Source organism: Streptomyces mirabilis (assembly GCF_039503195.1).
In the GTDB taxonomy this organism is placed as follows: domain Bacteria; phylum Actinomycetota; class Actinomycetes; order Streptomycetales; family Streptomycetaceae; genus Streptomyces; species Streptomyces mirabilis_D.
Window position 1 is genome coordinate 5,306,190 of the sequence record NZ_JBCJKP010000001.1, and the last position, 20,291, is coordinate 5,326,480.

20 protein-coding genes and 1 pseudogene are annotated in these 20,291 nt (G+C 68.3%); 11 read left to right on the forward strand and 10 right to left on the reverse strand.

What is annotated here, in order from left to right; translation table 11 throughout:
- Positions 1-2: 2 nt before the first annotated feature.
- The 4 genes from AAFF41_RS24550 to AAFF41_RS24565 all read left to right on the forward strand — a co-directional run bounded on the left by AAFF41_RS24550 (position 3) and on the right by AAFF41_RS24565 (position 3,390).
- Positions 3-494 (forward strand): low molecular weight protein-tyrosine-phosphatase, encoded by a 492-nt coding sequence (locus AAFF41_RS24550; protein WP_319752448.1) that lies wholly within the window; start codon positions 3-5, stop codon positions 492-494.
- Positions 491-1,636 carry a cystathionine gamma-lyase gene (locus AAFF41_RS24555; RefSeq protein WP_343324637.1) on the forward strand — a complete coding sequence of 382 codons (1,146 nt, stop codon included), beginning with the start codon at positions 491-493 and terminating at the stop codon, positions 1,634-1,636. Before AAFF41_RS24550 ends, AAFF41_RS24555 begins: the two co-directional genes overlap by 4 nt.
- A 249-nt stretch (positions 1,637-1,885) precedes the next feature.
- The gene (locus AAFF41_RS24560; RefSeq protein ID WP_054236464.1) at positions 1,886-2,791 is read left to right on the forward strand and encodes a LysR family transcriptional regulator; all 906 of its coding nucleotides are present in this window, start codon (positions 1,886-1,888) and stop codon (positions 2,789-2,791) included.
- A 116-nt stretch (positions 2,792-2,907) separates the two neighbouring features.
- On the forward strand, positions 2,908-3,390 hold the full coding sequence (locus AAFF41_RS24565; protein WP_054236463.1) for an NUDIX domain-containing protein: 483 nt from the start codon (positions 2,908-2,910) through the stop codon (positions 3,388-3,390).
- A gap of 46 nt (positions 3,391-3,436) precedes the next feature.
- Here AAFF41_RS24565 and AAFF41_RS24570 read toward each other — a convergent pair whose 3' ends face one another.
- On the reverse strand, positions 3,437-4,849 hold the full coding sequence (locus tag AAFF41_RS24570) for a globin domain-containing protein (protein WP_425526157.1): 1,413 nt from the start codon (positions 4,847-4,849) through the stop codon (positions 3,437-3,439).
- A 775-nt stretch (positions 4,850-5,624) separates the two neighbouring features.
- Positions 5,625-6,257, reverse strand: coding sequence for an HAD family hydrolase (locus tag AAFF41_RS24575; protein WP_319752445.1), 633 nt, complete (start codon positions 6,255-6,257; stop codon positions 5,625-5,627).
- A 178-nt stretch (positions 6,258-6,435) separates the two neighbouring features.
- Between AAFF41_RS24575 and AAFF41_RS24580 the strand changes: the two genes are divergently transcribed.
- The gene (locus tag AAFF41_RS24580; protein ID WP_319752444.1) at positions 6,436-7,302 is read left to right on the forward strand and encodes a GNAT family N-acetyltransferase; all 867 of its coding nucleotides are present in this window, start codon (positions 6,436-6,438) and stop codon (positions 7,300-7,302) included.
- 109 nt (positions 7,303-7,411) lie between these two features.
- Here AAFF41_RS24580 and AAFF41_RS24585 read toward each other — a convergent pair whose 3' ends face one another.
- Positions 7,412-7,837 carry a GlcG/HbpS family heme-binding protein gene (locus AAFF41_RS24585; protein ID WP_060901669.1) on the reverse strand — a complete coding sequence of 142 codons (426 nt, stop codon included), beginning with the start codon at positions 7,835-7,837 and terminating at the stop codon, positions 7,412-7,414.
- An 87-nt stretch (positions 7,838-7,924) separates the two neighbouring features.
- The gene (locus AAFF41_RS24590) at positions 7,925-9,133 is read right to left on the reverse strand and encodes an MFS transporter (protein WP_319752443.1); all 1,209 of its coding nucleotides are present in this window, start codon (positions 9,131-9,133) and stop codon (positions 7,925-7,927) included.
- Positions 9,134-9,274: 141 nt separating this feature from the next.
- On the opposite strand from AAFF41_RS24590, the gene AAFF41_RS24595 reads away from it, so the two are divergent.
- Both AAFF41_RS24595 and AAFF41_RS24600 read left to right on the forward strand, forming a co-directional pair.
- Positions 9,275-9,733: a MarR family winged helix-turn-helix transcriptional regulator gene (locus tag AAFF41_RS24595; protein WP_060901667.1), complete on the forward strand. Its 459-nt coding sequence runs from the start codon at positions 9,275-9,277 to the stop codon at positions 9,731-9,733.
- Between the two features lie 71 nt (positions 9,734-9,804).
- On the forward strand, positions 9,805-10,257 hold the full coding sequence (locus AAFF41_RS24600; RefSeq protein WP_097285426.1) for a GNAT family N-acetyltransferase: 453 nt from the start codon (positions 9,805-9,807) through the stop codon (positions 10,255-10,257).
- Positions 10,258-10,319: 62 nt separating this feature from the next.
- Here AAFF41_RS24600 and AAFF41_RS24605 read toward each other — a convergent pair whose 3' ends face one another.
- Together AAFF41_RS24605 and dnaB are read right to left on the reverse strand one after the other, a co-directional pair.
- Entirely contained in the window at positions 10,320-11,705 is a 1,386-nt protein-coding gene (locus tag AAFF41_RS24605; RefSeq protein ID WP_343324639.1) for a serine hydrolase domain-containing protein, read from the reverse strand.
- 91 nt (positions 11,706-11,796) lie between these two features.
- The gene (gene dnaB, locus AAFF41_RS24610; RefSeq protein ID WP_054236456.1) at positions 11,797-13,272 is read right to left on the reverse strand and encodes a replicative DNA helicase; all 1,476 of its coding nucleotides are present in this window, start codon (positions 13,270-13,272) and stop codon (positions 11,797-11,799) included.
- 459 nt (positions 13,273-13,731) lie between these two features.
- Between dnaB and AAFF41_RS24615 the strand changes: the two genes are divergently transcribed.
- Positions 13,732-15,069 carry an MATE family efflux transporter gene (locus AAFF41_RS24615; protein ID WP_319752441.1) on the forward strand — a complete coding sequence of 446 codons (1,338 nt, stop codon included), beginning with the start codon at positions 13,732-13,734 and terminating at the stop codon, positions 15,067-15,069.
- 231 nt (positions 15,070-15,300) lie between these two features.
- Here the strand turns inward: AAFF41_RS24615 and rplI are convergent, their stop codons facing one another.
- From rplI to rpsF, 4 genes are all read right to left on the reverse strand, one after another.
- The gene (rplI, locus tag AAFF41_RS24620; RefSeq protein ID WP_054236454.1) at positions 15,301-15,747 is read right to left on the reverse strand and encodes a 50S ribosomal protein L9; all 447 of its coding nucleotides are present in this window, start codon (positions 15,745-15,747) and stop codon (positions 15,301-15,303) included.
- Between the two features lie 18 nt (positions 15,748-15,765).
- Positions 15,766-16,002 (reverse strand): 30S ribosomal protein S18, encoded by a 237-nt coding sequence (rpsR, locus tag AAFF41_RS24625; protein ID WP_003949403.1) that lies wholly within the window; start codon positions 16,000-16,002, stop codon positions 15,766-15,768.
- 57 nt (positions 16,003-16,059) lie between these two features.
- Positions 16,060-16,662: a single-stranded DNA-binding protein gene (locus AAFF41_RS24630; protein ID WP_319752440.1), complete on the reverse strand. Its 603-nt coding sequence runs from the start codon at positions 16,660-16,662 to the stop codon at positions 16,060-16,062.
- Between the two features lie 77 nt (positions 16,663-16,739).
- Complete coding sequence (rpsF, locus tag AAFF41_RS24635; protein WP_004950685.1) at positions 16,740-17,030, reverse strand: 30S ribosomal protein S6; 291 nt, start codon at positions 17,028-17,030, stop codon at positions 16,740-16,742.
- Positions 17,031-17,342: 312 nt separating this feature from the next.
- On the opposite strand from rpsF, the gene AAFF41_RS24640 reads away from it, so the two are divergent.
- The 3 genes and pseudogenes from AAFF41_RS24640 (at position 17,343) to AAFF41_RS24650 (ending at position 20,216) form a co-directional block, all read left to right on the forward strand.
- Positions 17,343-17,654, forward strand: a complete 312-nt coding sequence (locus AAFF41_RS24640) for a hypothetical protein (RefSeq protein WP_054236452.1) — start codon at positions 17,343-17,345, stop codon at positions 17,652-17,654.
- A gap of 263 nt (positions 17,655-17,917) precedes the next feature.
- Positions 17,918-19,037 (forward strand): annotated as a pseudogene (femX, locus tag AAFF41_RS24645) (peptidoglycan bridge formation glycyltransferase FemX).
- Between the two features lie 147 nt (positions 19,038-19,184).
- Positions 19,185-20,216 carry an alanine racemase gene (locus AAFF41_RS24650; protein ID WP_054236450.1) on the forward strand — a complete coding sequence of 344 codons (1,032 nt, stop codon included), beginning with the start codon at positions 19,185-19,187 and terminating at the stop codon, positions 20,214-20,216.
- Positions 20,217-20,291 lie beyond the last annotated feature (75 nt).

Here is a 20,291-nt window from a genome sequence, read left to right on the forward strand (position 1 = left end):
CGATGTCCTATCGCGTCTGTTTCGTCTGTACCGGCAACATCTGCCGGTCGCCGATGGCCGAGTCCGTCTTCCGCGCCCGTATAGAAGAGGCCGGACTCGACGGCCTGGTAGAGGTCGACAGCGCGGGCACGGGCGGCTGGCACGAGGGCGACGGTGCGGACTCCCGCACCGTCGCCGTCCTGGAGGCGGCCGGCTACGAGAGCGGCCATGCGGCCCGCCAGTTCCACGTCTCGTGGTTCTCCGGCCTCGACCTTGTGATCGCCCTCGACTCAGGCCACCTCAAGGCTCTGCGCCGGCTCGCGCCCACTCCCGAGGACGCGACGAAGGTCCGGCTGCTGCGGTCGTACGACCCCGACGCGGGTGACGACCTGGACGTTCCCGATCCGTATTACGGACCCATGGACGGCTTCGAGGAATGTCTTGAGATGGTGGAGGCGGCGAGCCCCGGGCTGCTCGCCGCTGTACGGCAAGAACTGGAGGGACGGGCAGCATGACGTCAGGGGATTTCGTCACGGGAAGCGGCGACGGCACGCGAGCGGTACGGGCGGGGCTGCCCGACCCCGTCAAATACGAGCCGACGCTTCCGGGCCCGGTCTTCGCCGCGCACTTCCATCTGCCGGGCGATCCGACCGGCCCGTACACCTACGGTCGTGACGAGAACCCGACCTGGACGCTCCTGGAGCGTGCCATCGGCGAGTTGGAGGCACCCGGGCAGGACGGTGTCACGACGCTCGCCTTCCCCTCCGGGATGGCCGCCATCTCGGCGGTGCTCTTCTCCCAGCTGAAGGCCGGAGACGCGGTGGTCCTGCCCGTCGACGGCTACCAGGTGCTGCCACTGGTGCGCGAGCAGCTCACCGCGTACGGCATCGAGGTACGCACCGCCCCGACCGGCGGCGACGCCCAGCTCGAGGTGCTCGACGGCGCGAAGCTGCTGTGGATCGAGACCCCGTCGAACCCGGGGCTCGACGTCTGCGACGTGCGACGCCTCGTCGCGGCGGCCCACGCGCAGGGCACCCTCGTCGCGGTCGACAACACCCTGGCGACCCCGCTCGGGCAACGCCCGCTGGGGCTTGGTGCCGACTTCTCGGTCGCCAGCGGCACCAAGATGCTCACCGGGCACGGAGACATCCTCCTCGGATACGTCACCGCGCTCGACGCCGACCTGATGGCGCCCGTGCGGCGCTGGCGGAAGATCGTCGGAGCGATCCCCGGGCCCATGGAGGCCTGGCTGGCCCATCGCTCCCTCGCCACGCTCCAGCTGCGTGCCGACCGGCAGAACGCCAACGCCCTGGTGATCGCCGAGGCGCTGCGCGGTCGGCCCGAGGTGACCGGGCTGCGCTATCCGGGACTGCCCGACGACCCCTCGCACAAGATCGCCTCGCAGCAGATGCGGCGCTTCGGATGCGTGGTGTCCTTCACACTGCCCACGCGTTCGCGTGCCGACCGTTTCCTCGACGCGCTGCGTCTGGTGGACGACGCGACGAGTTTCGGCGGGGTGCGATCCACCGCCGAGCGGCGCGGCCGGTGGGGTGGCGACGCGGTGCCGGAAGGCTTCATCCGTTTCTCGGCCGGCGCCGAGGACCCCGAGGACCTGGTGGCGGACGTACTGCGCGCGCTCGACGAATCCGCGGAGTGACCCCCTACCTGAACGACCGGTGAGTCTCCTGCGGCATACATCCAGGCTGCCCGCTTGGTACCTCGCTCCGTACAACGGACGGTCCGAGCCTCCCCCTCGTGGCTCGGACCGTCCCGGTTCTGCGCGCGAAGAACCGCGCGAACAAGGCTAGTTGACTCTGTGTCAGTGTCCAATCACAGTAGCGACAGAGACCTATCGACTTATTTATAGTTAGGGCTCGGTCGGGAGCGCTGGGAGGGGAGGGGCACCATGGATCTGGCCCTGCTGCGCACATTTGTGACCGTGCACCGGGCCGGTTCCTTCACTCGCGCCGCCGCGCTGCTCGGCCTCTCACAGCCTGCCGTCACCTCACAGATCCGGACGTTGGAGCGGCAGTTGGGGCGGCCGCTCTTTCTTCGCCAGGCCCGCGGGGTGACCCCCACGACGATCGGTGACGAGCTCGCCCACAAGGCCGCGCCGCATCTCGACGCCCTGGTGGAGATCGCCGAGACCGGACTCGACGAGGACTCGTCAGTGCGCACCCTGCATCTGGCCGGGCCACCGGAGTTCACCGCCGAGCGGGCGCTGCCCGCGCTCACGGAGCTGACGGGCGAGGACGGCCAGGGTTTCGCGCTGCGCGCCTCCTTCGGCAACGCCGAGGAGACACTGGAAGGGCTCGCCGCCGGACATCATGATCTGGCCATCACCACGGCCCGTCCCCGTGGCACCCTGCTCACCGCGACTCCGCTCTGCGACGAGGAGCACGTGCTGGTCGCCGCCCCGCGCTGGGCCGCCCGTATAGGTGCCGGAAAGCTCCGCCGAAAGGGCTCGCCGGCCCTGGAGAACTTCCCCGTGGTCGAAGTGCACGAGTCGCTGCCGCTCGTCGCCCGCTACTGGGCATCCGTCTTCGACTCCCACCCGGCCGCTTCGGGCACCGTCGTCGTCCCCGATCTGCGTGCCGTGCTCGCCTGCGCCGCCACGGGCGCGGGCCTCGCGGTGCTGCCCCGGTATCTGTGCGCAGAAGCCCTGGAACGGGGTGACGTGGTCGCGCTTCTCGACCCGGCGGTGCCTCCGCTGCGTACGTACTTCCTGGTGGTCCGCACCGGCACACTGGCCATGCCGCACATCGCTCGGGCGCACGACTGGCTGCTCCACGCCGCGGCCGACTGGTCCTGATGCCCCCCGAGCCTCGCCGGGCTCCCTGAGCCTCCCAGGGGGCTTTCTGAGCCCTTCCTGAGTGCCTCGGGGCTCCGCGATGTTTCACGTGGAACCAACCGGGCCACATTTCTCCCATGACCGTCCGACCCGTGGTCAAGCGCACCGCCCGCGCCATCCTGCTCGATGGCAATGACCTGATCTTGATCAAGCGCACCAAACCCGGCGTCGATCCCTACTGGCTGACACCGGGTGGCGGGGTCGAACCGGAAGACACGACTGTCGTCGACGCACTCCATCGTGAGGTACACGAGGAACTCGGTGCCAAGATCACCGATGTGGTGCCCTGCTTCGTCGACACCGTCGAGCACATCGGTGACGACGGCGGCGCAACCGGCGTGAAAGTGCAGCACTTCTTCGTCTGCCGTCTGGAGTCCATGGATCCGTCCCAGCGGCACGGCCCCGAGGTGGACGAGCCCTGTGGCGAGTACGAGATCGTGCGGGTGCCGTTCACCCGGGTCGGCATCGCCTCCGTCCACCTCGTACCGCTGTCCCTGCGGCACTATCTCGACGGGAACATCGAAGGCGTACGGGCGATGCACGCACCGGACCTGGGCTGAGGCTCTTCGGGCCGGGGTCGTGGCCCCGGCTGCCGGATGGGCCCGGTCAGTCACCTGCCGCGACGAGTTCCTCGACCGAGTCATGGCGTATGCGGTCCGAGGGGATGCCCGCTGCCCTCAGAGCGTCCACCCCGCTGCGGATCATGCCGGGTGGCCCCGAGAGATAGGCGTCGTACTCGTTCCACGGGCCGTACTCGCGTACGGCGTCGGGCAGATGGAGATGCGCCCGCTGGTCGACGACCGGGCGCACGGCAAGCCATGGGTGGCTCTGCTGCAGCCGGAGCATCGTGTCGATGTCGTACAGGTCGTGATCGGTGCGGGCCCCGTAGAAGACCTCGACCGGCCTCCGCTCCCCGTGCTCGGCGACGTCCTCGACCAGCGCTTTGATGGGCGCGATGCCTGTGCCGCCGCCGAGGCAGAGCAGGCCGCTGTCGGTGGTGTGGTCGACGGTCATCGAGCCGGCCGGCGGGCCGAGCCGGATGATGTCGCCGGGACGGGCACGGTGCACCAGCGCGTTGGAAACCCAGCCCGCCGGGACCGCCTTCACATGGAACGACAGCAGTCCGTCGGACCGGGGCGCCGAGGCGAAGGAGTAGTGCCGCCATATACGCGGCCACCACGGTGTCTCCAGGCTCGTGTACTGCCCGGCGAGGAAGGGGTACGGCTGGTCGGGGCGGACCGTGATGACGGCGATGTCCGGTGTCCTGAGGTCGTGCGCGACGACTTCGGCGTACCACCACGCCGGGGCGCGCAACTCGTCCGCGGCCGCCGCGTCGATCATCACCTGGGAGATCGTCGTGTACGCGCGCACCCAGGCCGCCTCGGTCTCGGCGTCCCAGATCGCCGAGGCGAACCGGCTGAGCGAGCCGATGAGGCATTCACCGACGGCCGGGTAGTGCTCGGGCCGGGTGCCGTACTTACGGTGGCCACGGCCGAGGTTCTGCAGGTAGTCGACGAGAACCGGAGTGTTGTCGATGTGTTCGGCGGCGGTCAGCAGCGCCTTGAGCAGTCGGTCTCGCTGGGTGTCCATCGCCGCGGGGAACAGCGGCCGTAGATCCGGGTGGCGCACGAAGAGGAGTGCGTAGAAGTAAGAAGTGACCTTGTCGGCGACGGGGCCGACCTCGGCCATGGTCCGGCGGATGAGCACGGCGTCCGGAGACGCCTGCGGAGTGGGGTCGAACCTCTGGGCGGGCGACCGCGGCTCCGGGCCGGACGGTCCCGGCTCGGGCAGCGGGGGCGCCTGACGGGAGACGGGAGGCTCGGGTGACCGCAGCGTCTCAAAAGGCTCGGCGGGCTCGGGCGACCGAGGCTTGTCGAAGGGCGCAGGAGGCTCTCGGAACCGCTGCTCCTGAACCGGGACCCGAGGCTCGGCAAGGCGCTGCTCCTGGGCGGGTACCGGCGGCTGCGGGCCGGGGCTGAACTGCTCACGTCCGGGATCCGTCCGCTCCCGCCCGAACACGGACTGCTCCGGGCCGGCATCGGACTGCGCGGAGGAGTCGTGGTCGGGCCCGGCCGGACCTGACCATGGCCGAGCGGATGTGTGGGCGGGCTCCGGCTCGGGGCGTGGGGCCTCAGTGGGCGCGGCCTGCTGGGAAGTCGGCTCTGCCTCCACGGCGGAGGATATTCGTTCCTGCTGTGTCGTTCCCCGACCCGCGGTGGGTCGGCCGACCGGGCGCATCGCTGCCAGACGGCGGCCGTCGGCGGGCTCCCTCTCCCCATCGGACGGCAGTGGTTCCTTGCGCGGCGTGAACCAGCCGCCCCCGCCATTGCCTCCGGAAGTGCCGTTGTCGGCCGACGTGGTGGTCGGAGCGTCCATGGTGTGCCTCGCCTCGAACATCTTTCGGTCGGTCTGCGCACTTCCGCGGTCGGAAGATGCCTACTTTCCCCCGTAGACGACTTGCTTTCCTGCCCCGTTCAGTCCCCACCGGCCAATGCGGCCACATTCAACCCGGATTGCCACTCTGTACGGACAAGTAAGGCGAGAATGTGACATTGGCCGCACTACCCTCACTGCAGCATCCCACTCCGCGTCAGCACCCGGCCGCATAACGGAAAATACGGGTCTTCGATCTCTCCGTCCCGTTACGCTGCATTGGCCTGCGTTCGTGCCCCACGAGACGTGCGTACATCACGATGGACGCGAACCGGAGTCGACCATACCGGCAGCCGCCCCACAAACAAGTACCCGCTTCCTTCCGCCCTAAGAGGCGCCGCCCCACTCTCAACTGCCGTAATCACAAGGCGCGCCGGACCAATTCATAGGCATCCCACAGATCCCGTCCCACGTAGGAGTGCGTGGCAAGGCCTGCCAGATGCCGATCGGCATTGACCGCGACGGAGACCGGCACCGTCTCGAACAGGTCCTTGTCGGACAGCGAGTCGCCATAGGCAACACAGTCGGCCCGCATCACCCCGAACTCTTCACAGAGTCGGTCCGCGATCTGCACCTTCGCCGCGGCACTGAGAATGCCCGCGAGATCAACGGGCTCGCTGAACGGCAGAGCGGGAAAACGCGAACCGTATGCCGCATGCGCACCCCACGCCGTCAGTCGCTCGACGAAGAACGAGGGCGAGAGGGAGACGACGGCGCAGTAGTCGCCGTTGCCTCTGATCTCCGCCCAGACGTCCTCGATACCGGACAGCCACGGCGCGCCCTCGAAGGCCGCCGCCACATGTTCCTCCCTGAGATCCGCCCACAGGGCATGCACCTGTGCGGCGTACTCCGGCGGACCGATCCGTCCTGCCGAGATCGCTTGGTCAAGGGCAACAGTCTCGGCCTCCAGACCGATCTGTCGTGAGATCTCCTGGGGCGCGGAACTCCCGTACAGCAACGTTCCGTCAAGGTCGAAGAGATGAAGTCGTGGCATGGAAGCCGAGGCTAGCGGCCCGGGCACCTTTCGCTGTTTCACGTGAAACATCTGTCCGTGCGCTGTGGGAAGCGACGCTGCCTCCATGCCCGCACCTGAGGCACGACATGGCCAAAAGCGCATAGATCCCTGGGTAAAAAGGTGGACGTCAGGGGGTACGTCAGACAGCCTGACCTGCGTGTCGACACCTTCCCCCGCCTTTCTGCCCATCCGCCGACTGACGCCTCGCGATCTCACCGCCTGCGCCGATTTGTCAGAGAACCGGGGGTGGCCCCGTGAGGAACACAAGTGGGGGCTGCTCCTCACCGCCGGCACGGGCTACGGCATCGACGACCCCGACGGCGGTCTCGTCACCGCCTGCGTCGTGACCGAATACGGAACGCCGGAGAGGCTTGAACTGGGAGCGATCGGAATGGTGCTGGTCGCCGAGCGGCATGCTCGCCAGGGTGTCGGCCGGCGCCTGATGCAGCATGTCGTGGCAGAGATGGGCACCACCCCGCTGACCCTGCACGCGACTCCTCATGGCCGACCGCTCTACGAGCAGCTGGGCTTCAAGGTCACGGGCCGTGCCGAGATGGTCCGTGGACACTTCGTCCCTGGCGGGCCGGACCCGAAGGTGACCACGCGCCCGGCCACCGCCGAGGATCTCGCCACGATTCTTCGGCTCGACGCGGAGGTCTTCGGTTCCGACCGCACCCATGTGATCACGCGGCTGCCCGCCTTCTCCGACCAGTTGCGTGTCGCCGTGGAGAACGGCCGGATCATCGGCTACGCGGCGGCCTGGCCCAACATGGACACCCATGTGGTGGGTCCACTGATCGCCCGTGACTCCGAGACGGCGAAGGCACTCATCGCCTCGCTCGCCGCCCACACCGACCGCCCGCTGCGCACCGACATCGACGTACGGCACGAAGAGCTGCTGTCCTGGGCGAAGGAACACGGCCTGGAGCCCACGAGCTTCAACGCGGTGATGGCGTACGGGATCTCGGAGTTGCCCGGGGACTGGACGCGACGCTTCGCTCCGCTCACGGTGGCGGCAGGCTGAGAGCCGCCGGGGTGCAGTCGCATCCACCACCCGGAGAATCACTCACCGCGTAGAGAAGCGCCGGTCCCCGTCGTCTGTGGGGGACCGGCGCCTGTCTACGGCGGTGCGGTCAGACGAGCGTCTCCACCGCCGCGACGGCGAAGTCGTGGTCCTGTTCGGGCGCACCGCCACCGACCCCGATCGCCCCTATCAGACGACCGTCGCGACGGACCGGAACGCCGCCAGCGATGAACAGGAGGGGACGGTCGAGCGCGGTGGGCAGGGTGTGGAAGAGGCCGCCGGGCTGGACCGCGTCGACCAGTTCTCTCGTCGCGGAGTCCAGCTGGAGGGCCGTGTAGGCCTTGCGCGTGCTGGTCTCGCCGGAAATCAGTACGGCGCGGTCGTCGCGCCGGAAGGCGAGCAGATGGCCGCCCGCGTCGAGGACGGTGACGCTGACCGTGACTCCGGCGGCCTCGGCGGCACGGTGGGCCGCGGAGACGAGAACCTCGGCGTCCTGGATGGTCAGCGGAGCAACGGCGACGGTGGTGCTGGTCATGAGGGACTTTCTCCTTGAGGTGCTGTTCGGTCGTGGCCGCTCAGGACGGTGGGCTCAGACGTGAGGGGCCGGCTGCTACTCGGTGGCTCAGTGGTGGACGGCGGTCCGCTGCTCGATGGGCGCGCTTGCGGCGGCGACGGTGCCGGCGACATCGGCTCGGCGCTCCAGGGCTGCCGAGACGACGGCGAGAACCAGAGCTCCCGCGGCGAGCGCCGCGCCGACCCAGTTGGGGGCGGTGTAACCGAGGCCGGCTGCGATGACGAGGCCACCGAGCCAGGCCGAGAGGGCGTTGCCGAGGTTGAAGGCGCCGATGTTCACGGCCGAGGCCAGGGTGGGGGCGCCGTGCGCCTGGTCGAGGACGCGCTTCTGCAGCGGCGGCACGGTCGCGAACCCGAGGGCGCCGATCAGCGCGATCGTGAGGGCCGCGAGGATCTTGTTGTGCGCGGTCACCGTGAACAGGGCGAGCACGATGGCGAGGCCGCCCAGGGACACGTACAGCATCGGCATCAAGGCGCGGTCGGCGAACCTGCCTCCGATGAGATTTCCGGCGACCATGCCGAGGCCGAAGAGCACCAGCAGCCAGGTGACGGAGGTGTCGGCGAAGCCGGCGACGTGGGTCATCATCGGCGCGATGTAGGTGATGGCCGCGAAGACACCTCCGAAGCCGAGCACGGTCATCGCCATCGCCAGCAGGACCTGGACGTTCTTGAAGGCAGCGAGCTCGTGGCGGAGATGCACACCCTCGGGCTTCGGCATCTCGGGGACCAGCTTGGCGATACCGAGCAGACCGATCACTCCGAGCGCGGCGACTCCGGCGAAGGTGACCCGCCAGCCCGCGGACTGCCCGATCAACGTGCCCAGGGGGACACCAACCACATTGGCGATGGTGAGACCGCTGAACATCATGGCGATCGCACCGGCCTTCTTCTCCGGCGCGACAAGCTCGGCGGCGACGACGGATCCGATGCCGAAGAACGCGCCGTGGGCGAGAGAGGCGACGACTCGGCCCGCCAGCATCAGCCCGAAGACCGGGGCGACGGCGGAGAGCAGGTTGCCGACGACGAACAACCCCATCAGCAGCATCAGCATCCGCTTGCGGGACACCTTCGTGCCGAGTGCGGTCATGATCGGGGCGCCGATCACCACGCCGAGGGCATAGCCGGTCACCAGCAGTCCGGCCGTGGGGATGGAGACACCGAAGTCACCGGCGACCTCAGGCAGCACACCCATGATCACGAACTCGGTGGTTCCGATTCCGAAGGCCCCGATCGCGAGGGCCAGAAGCGCGAGAGGCATGGTGGGGACACCTTCCCAAACGATTGCAGGAGCGCTTTGCGTGCGTTCACAATAGTTGCATACGCGGGCTAAGTGCAAGAGCGGACTATTGCGCTCGTGCTCTACCCTGGTGTCAGCTGCTCCGGGACGGAGGAACACGCCATGACAGCCACGGACCCCGCGCTCACCGCCCTTGCTCAGGGGTGGTGCGCCCTCTCCCTGCTGCACGGGAGGATCGAGGCCCACATCGAGCGCGCCCTGCAGACCAAGCACGACCTCAGCGTGAGGGAGTACTCCCTGCTCGACGTGCTCAGCCGACAGCACGACGGCGAAGGTGGTCACTTGCAGATGAAGCAGGTCGCGGACGCGGTCGTGCTCAGTCAGAGCGCCACCACACGGCTCGTCACCCGGCTCGAGGACCGTGGTCTGCTTGCCCGCTATCTGTGCCCGACCGACCGCCGCGGCATCTACACGAATGTCAGCGAGGCCGGCCTCAAGCTCCTCGAAGAGGCACGGCCCACCAATGACACCGCCCTGCGGGAGGCGCTCGACGAAGCCGCCAAGTCCCCCGAACTGGCCCCACTGGTCCGCGTCGTGGAGTCGGCGAGTGTGTCCGCCTAGGCAGGGACGACCTCCCGTCCCCCTGCCGGGTGTCCACACAGCGCGTACAGGTGCCTGGATACGCTGTGGCCATGGGAGATCTTGAGATTCGACCGGCAGCTTCGGACGATGTCCCCGCCATCGTCGCGATGCTCGCCGATGATCCGCTCGGCGCCCAGCGGGAGTCACCCGACGACCTGACCCCCTACCTGGCCGCGCTGGAGCGGTTGAGCGCCGACCCGAATCAGCACCTGGTGGTCGCGGTGCGCGAGGGACGCGTCGTCGGCACCCTGCAGCTCACGGTCCTTCCCGGGCTGTCCCGCAAGGGCTCGACCCGCTCCCTCATCGAGGGCGTCCGCATCCACTCCGACGAGCGCGGCAGCGGTCTCGGCACCCGGTTCATCGAGTGGGCGATCGAGGAATCCCGGCGCCAGGGATGCCAGTTGGTCGAGCTGACCTCCGACGCCACCCGCACTGACGCCCACCGCTTCTACGAGCGGCTCGGCTTCACGGCCTCACACGTGGGCTTCAAGCTGGCGCTCTGAGCCACCTGTGTACGCCGGGGGTCTGTTTCACGTGAAACAGACCCCCGCCCGCATGACAGCGGCTACTGAATCCCTCGCCAGCCCGCAGGGTCCACTCCACCCGGCACAGGAGCGCCCTCGTCGTACGGCTGACGCGTGAAGACGAACGAACCGAGGTCGAGGTGGCTCAGGGACCCGTCAGGGCGCCGTGCGGCCCGTAGCGACTCCCCCATGTAGTAGCCGTCGAGTCCCGTCCAGGTCCCGTCACCGTTCGCACGGAAGCGTGAACCGCGGCCACTCCCGGCCAGTGGGCCCAGCTCGACCATGCCGTCGGCCCTCAGACGAAGCGCGTACGCCTGGGTGCCCCAGTACCAGGGACCGGCCAACTCCAGGACGGACTGATCGACTTCGGCGGCCGGACGCCATGGGTCGGGAATGCGCGGCTCGGCCTCGGCGACGATCCGTACGAGATCGGTGGCCACGGTCAGCACCCGCGGACCGGAGGTGCAGTTGGACAGCACCACCGCCGCCACGTCGTCCTCCACACCCATCGCGAGCGCCGCGAGGAAGCCTGGCAACGACCCCGAGTGACCCACCAGGATGCGACCCGACCGATGCAGCACCTGCAGTCCCAGCCCGTAGGAGTCCCCCGAGGCGAGCTGATCGGCCTCCGAGGGGGCTGCGGGCGTACGCATCTCCCGCAGGGACTCCGCGCTGAGCACCGCCGCGTGCCCCGTGGCCAGGAAGACGGCGAAGCGCGCCAAGTCCCCCGTGGTGGACCACAGTTGTCCGGCCGGAGCCATCCGGCCGAGGTCCTCGGCGGGCTCCGGCATCATGACGTCCGCCCACGGATGCACGGCCCAGCCACCCGCATGGGGCGCCCGCGGCTGCCCACTCGTGCGGTGCAGGCCCAGCGGGTCGAGCACCTCGCGCCGCAGGGCCTCTTCCCAGGGAACTCCCCGGAGTTCCTCGATCAGTGCGCCCAGCAAGGTGTAGCCGGGGTTCGAGTAGTGATGCAGCCGCCCCGCCGGATGCAGGAAGGGCTGCTCACCGAGCACGTCGGAGAGCTCGGGGCGCAGCGAACCGGGTGTGCGTTCCCACCAGGGGCCGGGCGTCTCGGCCGCCAGCCCGGCGGTGTGCGCGAGGAGCTGGGCGATGGTGGCCTCCCCCGCACCAGTGCCCGAAAGATGCTTCTCCAGCGGGTCGCCCAGGTCGAGCAGTCCCTCGTCACGCAGCCGCAGCACCAACACGGCCGTGAAGGTCTTGGTGATCGAACCGATCCGGTACTGCACGTTCTCGTCCGGTCCGTGCCCGTCCACCGAGGTACGCGACCCGTGCCACACCGGCTCCCCGCCTCGGACGACCGCTGCGATCAGCGACGGCGCCCGCCCCTCGGCCTGAGCGGCGGCGATGCGGTGCAACAGAGCCCGGCGCGTGCCGGGAAGGAGCTTTTGCTGGGGTGTCGTCATGCCCTCAGTCCACCCGGCCCGGCACCGCACGTCGAGTGCATTTCCCCGAAGACCGGGCGCATGTCTCCCGCACCGCCCCCAGGAGGGTGGATCAGGTCTGTGCCATGTCCACGAAGCGCGAGTAGTGGCCCTGGAAGGCCACGGTGATCGTGGCCGTCGGGCCGTTACGGTGCTTGCCGACGATGATGTCCGCCTCGCCCGCGCGCGGTGACTCCTTCTCGTAGGCGTCCTCGCGGTGCAGCAGGATCACCATGTCCGCGTCCTGCTCGATCGATCCGGATTCACGCAGGTCGGAGACCATGGGCTTCTTGTCCGTGCGCTGTTCGGGACCACGGTTGAGCTGCGACAGCGCGATCACCGGCAGCTCCAGCTCCTTGGCCAGGAGCTTCAGGTTTCGCGACATGTCGGAGACCTCCTGCTGCCGGCTCTCGGACCGCTTGCCGCCCGACTGCATCAGCTGCAGATAGTCGATGACGACGAGCTTCAGATCGGCGCGCTGCTTGAGGCGCCGGCACTTGGCGCGGATCTCCATCATGGACAGGTTCGGGGAGTCGTCGATGTAGAGCGGTGCGGCCGAGACGTCGGGCATCCGGCGCGCGAGCCGTGTCCAGTCCTCGTCGGTCATCGTGCCGGATCTCATGTGGTGCAGGGCCACGCGGGCTTCGGCTGACAGCAGGCGCATCGCGATCTCGTTGCGTCCCATTTCGAGCGAGAAGATCACGCTGGGCATGTTGTGCTTGATCGAACAGGCCCGCGCGAAGTCCAGCGCCAGCGTCGACTTACCCATCGCGGGACGAGCCGCGATGATGATCATCTGGCCCGGGTGCAGACCGTTCGTGAGCGAGTCCAGGTCGGTGAAGCCCGTCGGCACACCGGTCATCTCGCCCGACCGTGAACCGATCGCCTCGATCTCGTCGAGCGCGCCCTCCATGATGTCGCCCAGCGGCAGGTAGTCCTCGGTGGTGCGCTGCTCGGTGACCGCGTAGATCTCGGCCTGGGCGGTGTTGACGATCTCGTCCACGTCGCCGTCGGCCGCGTATCCCATCTGTGTGATGCGCGTGCCGGCCTCGACCAGGCGGCGCAGGACCGCGCGCTCATGCACGATCTCCGCGTAGTACTCGGCGTTCGCCGCCGTGGGGACCGTCTGGACGAGGGTGTGCAGATACGAGGCACCACCGACCTTGGTGATCTCACCCCGCTTGGTGAGCTCGGCTGCGACCGTGATCGGGTCGGCCGGCTCGCCCTTCGCGTACAGATCGAGGATCGCGGTGTAGATGGTCTCGTGCGCGGGCCGGTAGAAGTCGTGGCCCTTGATGACCTCGACCACGTCGGCGATGGCGTCCTTGGACAGGAGCATGCCACCGAGAACGGACTGCTCGGCGTCGAGGTCCTGGGGAGGTACGCGCTCGAAGGACGAACCTCCGCCTTCCCACGGCCCGTTGTCCCGGTCGCGGTCGTGCTGTTCGTCGCGGCCCCGGCCGCCCTCGCGGCCTCGGCGGGAAGCGGGCAGACGATCACTGGGACCGCTGTCGGCCCACGGGTCGTCCAAGGGCTCGGAAATACTCACCGAGCCACCTCCTCCCGTCCGCCGAGCGGACCTAACCGTGCCCCTTATTTCTATGGCACGGCACTGACAACTAAGAGGCCCAACTCCGGTTCTGACGTGTCGGTTTTGCGAGGTTTCCGAAGGCAGAAAAGAGAGCGGGCGCCGCACCACGGTAGGCCCGCGGGGACCGACAGCCAATCTGGTTATCCACAGGCCATGTGGACGACGGCCCGGATGCTGTGGAGAACTCCACAAAACCTGTGCACGACCCGGTGGACAGGCCTGTGAACAAGCCCTCAACCACTCGAGAGAAACCGCCCTGACCTGCTGGTTAACCATCCACCGGCTGTGCAGAAGAAAAACTTTCCCGGTCGGACAAAGATCGCTGCAAACGGTACACGGCGACACGCCCGACGGAAGCGTAGGTAATGGGCACTATCACGTTGCATCTCTTACCTGTGGAAGATTAGATTGGTGCCCATGACACAGGCTCCCCCGGCACCCGAGGCCGCCCGGCGCCGGCACGACCGAGAGATCGTCGCGCTGGCCGTTCCGGCCTTCGGCGCACTCGTCGCCGAGCCTCTTTTCGTGATGGCCGACAGCGCCATCGTCGGACACCTCGGCACCGCGCAACTGGCCGGCCTCGGTGTCGCCTCCGCCCTCCTCACCACCGCCGTCAGTGTTTTCGTCTTCCTCGCGTACGCCACCACCGCCGCCGTCGCCCGACGGGTCGGCGCCGGTGATCTGCGGGCCGCGATACGCCAGGGCATGGACGGCATCTGGCTCGCGCTGCTGCTCGGTGCTGTCGTCATAGCCGTGGTCCTGCCCACGGCACCCGCCCTCGTGGGGCTCTTCGGCGCCTCGCACACCGCGGCCCCGTACGCGACGACCTATCTGCGCATCTCCTCGCTCGGTATACCCGCGATGCTCATCGTGCTCGCGTCCACCGGTGTCCTGCGCGGACTGCAGGACACGAAGACCCCTCTCTATGTCGCCGTCGGGGGCTTCGTCGCCAACGCCGCGCTCAACGCGGGCCTCGTCTACGGCGCCGGACTGGGTATCGCCGGCTCCGCCTGGGGCACCGTCGTCGCCCAGTTCGGTATGGCCGTGGTGTATCTGTTCGTCGTCGTCCGCGGAGCCCGCAAGCACGAGGCCTCGTTGCGACCGGACGCCGCCGGGATAAGGGCCTGCGCTCAGGCCGGTGCGCCCCTGCTCGTACGTACGCTGTCGCTGAGGACGATCCTCATGATCGCCACGGCTGTCGCCGCTCGGCTCGGGGACGCCGACATGGCCGCACACCAGATCATCCTGTCCCTGTGGAGTCTGCTCGCCTTCGCGCTCGACGCGATCGCCATCGCCGGACAGGCCATCATCGGACGCCATCTCGGCGCGAACGACGCTCAGGGGGCTCGCGAGGCCTGCCGCCGCATGGTCCAGTGGGGCATCGCTTCCGGTGTCGTCCTCGGCCTACTGGTGATCGCCGCCCGCCCGATCTTCCTTCCCCTGTTCACCAGCGACTCGGCCGTCCAGAACACGGCGCTTCCCGCACTGGTTCTGGTGGCCGTCTCACAGCCGATCAGCGGCGTCGTCTTCGTCCTGGACGGAGTCCTGATGGGCGCGGGGGACGGGCCCTACCTGGCGTGGGCCATGCTGCTCACCCTGGCGCTCTTCGCTCCCGTCGCGCTGCTGGTGCCCACGCTCGGAGGCGGACTCACCGCGCTCTGGGGAGCGATGGCGCTGATGATGACGGTGAGGATGCTGACCCTGTGGCTGCGCTCCCACTCGGGACGCTGGATCGTCACGGGCGCGACACGTTGAACCAGCACAGTGGCCGTTTCACGTGAAACGGCCAGCCCGGCCGGTCCCGACCTGACCCTGCCCCTCGTCCCGGCCGTCGCCCGCGCCATCGCTGTCGCCCTCGCCCTCAGCCCCGTTTCACGTGAAACACAGAGCAACTCGCATCAGTCGAACGAGCTCGCCCCTGCCGAACGAAGAAGGGCCGTACCCAGCTGGGTACGGCCCTTCTCTCAGCTATGCCGAGCGCAGCGGTCAGGCCGCGACGACCTCGATGTTGACCTTGGCGGCCACCTCGGGGTGCAGACGCACGGACGTCTCATGGGCGCCCAGGGTCTTGATCGGCGAGCCCAGCTCGATGCGGCGCTTGTCGACCTCGGGGCCACCGGAAGCCTTGATCGCCGAAGCGATGTCGGCCGGGGTGACGGAACCGAAGAGACGACCGGCGTCGCCGGAGCGGACGGCCAGACGGACCTTCACGCCTTCGAGGCGGGCCTTGATCTCGTTGGCCTGCTCGATGGTCGCGATCTCGTGGATCTTGCGAGCACGACGGATCTGCTCGACGTCCTTCTCGCCACCCTTGGTCCAGCGGATCGCAAAGTTCCGCGGGATCAGGTAGTTGCGAGCGTAACCGTCCTTGACGTCGACGACGTCGCCCGCGGCACCGAGGCCGGAGACCTCGTGGGTGAGGATGATCTTCATTAGTCGGTCACCCTTCCCTTATCGCGCGGTGGAGGTGTAGGGCAGCAGCGCCATCTCACGGCTGTTCTTCACGGCCGTGGCGACGTCACGCTGGTGCTGCGTGCAGTTGCCGGTCACGCGGCGGGCACGGATCTTGCCGCGGTCGGAAATGAACTTCCGCAGCATGTTCGTGTCCTTGTAGTCCACGTACGTGACCTTGTCCTTGCAGAAAGCGCAGACCTTCTTCTTCGGCTTGCGCACAGGCGGCTTCGCCATGGTGTATCTCCTGTGTGATCAAGAAGTGGGGGTACGGCCCACCCTCGGCCCGGGGGCCTAGAAGGGGGGCTCGTCCGAGTAGCCGCCGCCAGAGCCGCCGGAGCCGCCGGAGTTTCCACCCCAGCCGCCACCGCCGCCGCCCTGGTTGCCACCGGCAGGAGCACTGGTCGCCCAGGGGTCCTCCGCGGGAGCTGCTCCGCCGCCGCCCTGCTGGCCGCCGCCGGAGCCTCCGCCCCAGCCGCCGCCCTGCTGGCCGCCGCCACCGGCGCCGGCGTAACCGCCCTGGCCACCTCGACCGGTGGTCTTGGTGACCTTGGCCGTGGCGTTCTTCAGGCTGGCGCCGACTTCCTCGACGTCCAGCTCGTAGACCGTGCGCTTGACGCCCTCACGGTCCTCGTAGGACCGCTGCTTCAGCCGGCCCTGCACGATGACGCGCATGCCTCGCTGGAGCGACTCGGCGACGTTCTCCGCCGCCTGACGCCAGACCGAGCAGGTCAGGAACAGGCTCTCGCCGTCCTTCCACTCATTGGTCTGACGGTCGAAGGTGCGGGGGGTGGACGCGACACGGAACTTCGCGACCGCCGCACCGGAAGGGGTGAAGCGCAGCTCGGGGTCGTCGACAAGATTGCCGACGACCGTGATGACGGTCTCGCCTGCCATGGGGGAACCTCTCGGCGGGTTTGCTGCTGGCTGCTAGTGCTGCTACTCGATGCCCGAGATCAGCTGAGCTGCAGAGCTCAGTGGGTCTCGGGACGGAGGACCTTGGTCCGGAGGACCGACTCGTTCAGGTTCATCTGGCGGTCGAGCTCCTTGACGACCGCAGGCTCGGCCTGCAGGTCGATGACCGAGTAGATGCCCTCGGGCTTCTTCTTGATCTCGTACGCGAGACGACGACGGCCCCAGGTGTCGACCTTCTCGACCTTTCCGTTGCCCTCACGGACGACGGAGAGGAAGTTCTCGATCAGCGGGGAGACAGCGCGCTCCTCGAGATCGGGGTCGAGGATGACCATCACCTCGTAGTGACGCATGTGGAACCCACCTCCTTTGGACTCAACGGCCACGGCGGTTCCGTGGCAGGAGGGTTGTGATGCGTTCGCGACGGTATCCGCGGCCACTGACAACGCCACTGACAAGAGGACTCCGTCGATGTACCGAGTGATCGGTGAACCGAAGGGGAATCCTTGTCGTGACCTGGCCATGGCTTGGGCAGACACCGGTGCAGAGGGTACAGAGTACCTGCACACCCGCTTCCGGTTGAAATCCGGCCGGGGTCACCGTCAATCTGTACACATCGGGTGTGTATGGCGCTACGATGCGCCGCCTTCCGCAGGAGGTGCCCTATGGCACAAACGCGACCCACCGTTGCCGGCTCTCTGTTCGCGACGGACCACAAGCCCCATCCCCTCCAAGACACGCTGCTCGCGGTGACTCTGGTCCTCGGAGTCACCGCTCTCATCACGGCAGCCTTCAACAGCCTGCACCTCATCAGCTCGTGGGCAGGCCTGATCGGGATCATCACCGGCGCCTCCGGGCAGTTCATCTCGGAGACGACCCGGGAACGCTTCGGCCTGATCCTGGGTCTCGGTGCCTCGGCCGTCGGCTTCTTCCTCGGCATGGCGCACGGCGGCCTCTTCGGCGGCATCATCGGCTGAGGCAACCGGACCCGTTCCGCGGACCGGACAGACGGAGTCGTTCCGCGGGCCGGGCAGCCGATCACAACCTCGTCCGGGGGCCGGAGACACCACCGCCTGCCGATACAGCCGGACACATCACCTCAGAACGTCCTGACCACGCTTCGGTCGGGACGCAGGTTCAGTACGGCCCAGTCGGGGCGCTCCCAGGGCGCAGTAGGCTTCGGCGCGAGAGCCGGAGCCCCTGTACCCATGGGGACACACCAGCCCGAGGAGCGCCCCGAATGAGCCTGACCCTGAGGACCATCAGCCGAGAGCAGCATCTGGCCTACATCCAGAGCCTGCCCGCGGCTAGCCACATGCAGGTTCCGGCATGGGCCGATGTCAAGGCGGAGTGGCGCTCCGAGAGCCTGGGCTGGTTCGACGAGCGGACCGGCGAGATGGTGGGCGCCGGGCTGGTGCTGTACCGCCAGCTGCCCAAGATCAAGCGCTACCTCGCCTACCTCCCCGAGGGTCCGGTCATCAACTGGTACGCGCCGAACCTCGACGAGTGGCTGCAGCCGATGCTCGCGCACCTCAAGCAGCAGGGCGCCTTCTCCGTGAAGATGGGCCCGCCGGTGATCATCCGGCGCTGGGAGGCCACCTCCATCAAGGGCGGCATCCAGAACCCGGACGTGAAGCGCCTGCGCGACATCGAGGCGGACTTCATCGAACCGCGCGCCTTCGAGGTCGCCGACAAGCTGCGCCGCATGGGCTGGCAGCAGGGCGAGGACGGCGGCGCCGGCTTCGGCGACGTACAGCCCCGCTACGTCTTCCAGGTGCCGCTCGCCAACCGCTCCCTGGAAGAGGTTCACAAGAACTTCAACCAGCTGTGGCGGCGCAACATCAAGAAGGCCGAGAAAGAGGGCGTCGAGGTCGTCCAGGGCGGCTACCACGACCTCGAGGAGTGGCAGCGGCTGTACGAGATCACGGCGATCCGCGACCACTTCCGGCCGCGCCCGCTGTCGTACTTCCAGCGCATGTGGTCGGCCCTCAACACCGAGGACCCCAACCGGATGCGGCTCTACTTCGCCCGGCGCGGCGGCGTGAACCTGTCCGCGGCCACGATGCTGGTCGTCGGCGGGCACGTCTGGTACTCGTACGGCGCATCGGACAACATCGGGCGTGAGTTCCGGCCCTCGAACGCGATGCAGTGGCGGATGCTGCGCGACTCGTACGCCCTGGGCGCGACCGTCTACGACCTGCGCGGCATCTCCGACTCGCTGGACGAGACGGACCACCTCTTCGGTCTGATCCAGTTCAAGGTGGGCACGGGGGCAGGCAGCCGAGTACCTCGGCGAGTGGGACTTCCCGCTCAACAAGCTGCTCCACAAGGCGCTCGACATCTACATGTCACGCCGCTGAGCCCGTACGCGTCGCGCCGCTGAGCCGGCCCGGAGCGCATGCCGAGCCGCCCATCCGGCCCGGCGTGGCCCCGTCGGTCCGGCGGATCCGCCACAATTTCCCTACCTCTGATTCACCGCAGCCACGAGAAAGGTTCCGGGACCGGCCATGGCGCTCACGCTCTACGTCGACACCGCGCGCTGGCGGGCACACCACAAGCAGGTGTCCGAGCAGTTTCCGGGGCTCGTCCCCGTCTGCAAGGGCAACGGCTACGGCTTCGGCCACGAGCGGCTCGCCGACGAGGCCACCCGCCTCGGCTCGGACATCCTGGCCGTCGGCACCACGTACGAGGCCGCCCGGATCAAGGACTGGTTCGGCGGCGATCTGCTGGTCCTGACACCGTTCAGGCGGGGCGAGGAGCCCGTACCGCTGCCCGACCGTGTCATCCGCTCGGTGTCGTCCATCGACGGCGTGTACGGCCTCGTGGGCGCCCGTGTCGTCATCGAGGTGATGTCCTCGATGAAACGGCACGGTGTCAGCGAGCAGGATCTGCCGCACCTGCACTCCGCCATAGAGAACGTCCGGCTGGAGGGCTTCGCCATCCACCTGCCGCTGGACCGCACCGACGGCTCGGACGCCGTCGAGGAGGTCATCGGCTGGATGGACCGTCTGCGCGCGGCACGACTGCCGCTGCACACGATGTTCGTCAGCCACCTCAAGGCCGATGAGCTCGCGCGGCTGCAGCAGCAGTTCCCGCAGACCCGCTTCCGTGCCCGTATCGGCACCCGGCTGTGGCTGGGGGACCACGAGGCGACCGAGTACCGCGGAGCCGTCCTGGACGTCACCCGTGTCTCCAAGGGCGACCGCTTCGGCTACCGGCAGCAGAAGACGGCCTCCGACGGCTGGCTGGTCGTCGTGGCGGGCGGTACGTCGCACGGCGTGGGCCTGGAGGCCCCGAAGGCTCTGCACGGCGTCATGCCGCGCGCCAAGGGCGTCGCCCGGGCCGGCCTGGCGACCGTCAACCGGAACCTTTCTCCGTTCGTCTGGGCCGGCAAGCAGCGCTGGTTCGCCGAGCCGCCGCACATGCAGGTGTCGATCCTCTTCGTACCGTCGGACGCCACGGAACCGCGCGTCGGCGACGAGCTGGTGGCCCATCTGCGGCACACCACCACGCAGTTCGACCGCATCGTGGAGCGCTGATCCCGGGAAGGATCACCTGTCTCTGCCCCCTGAGGAAACAGCAGAAAGGCCGTACACACATACCGTGTACGGCCT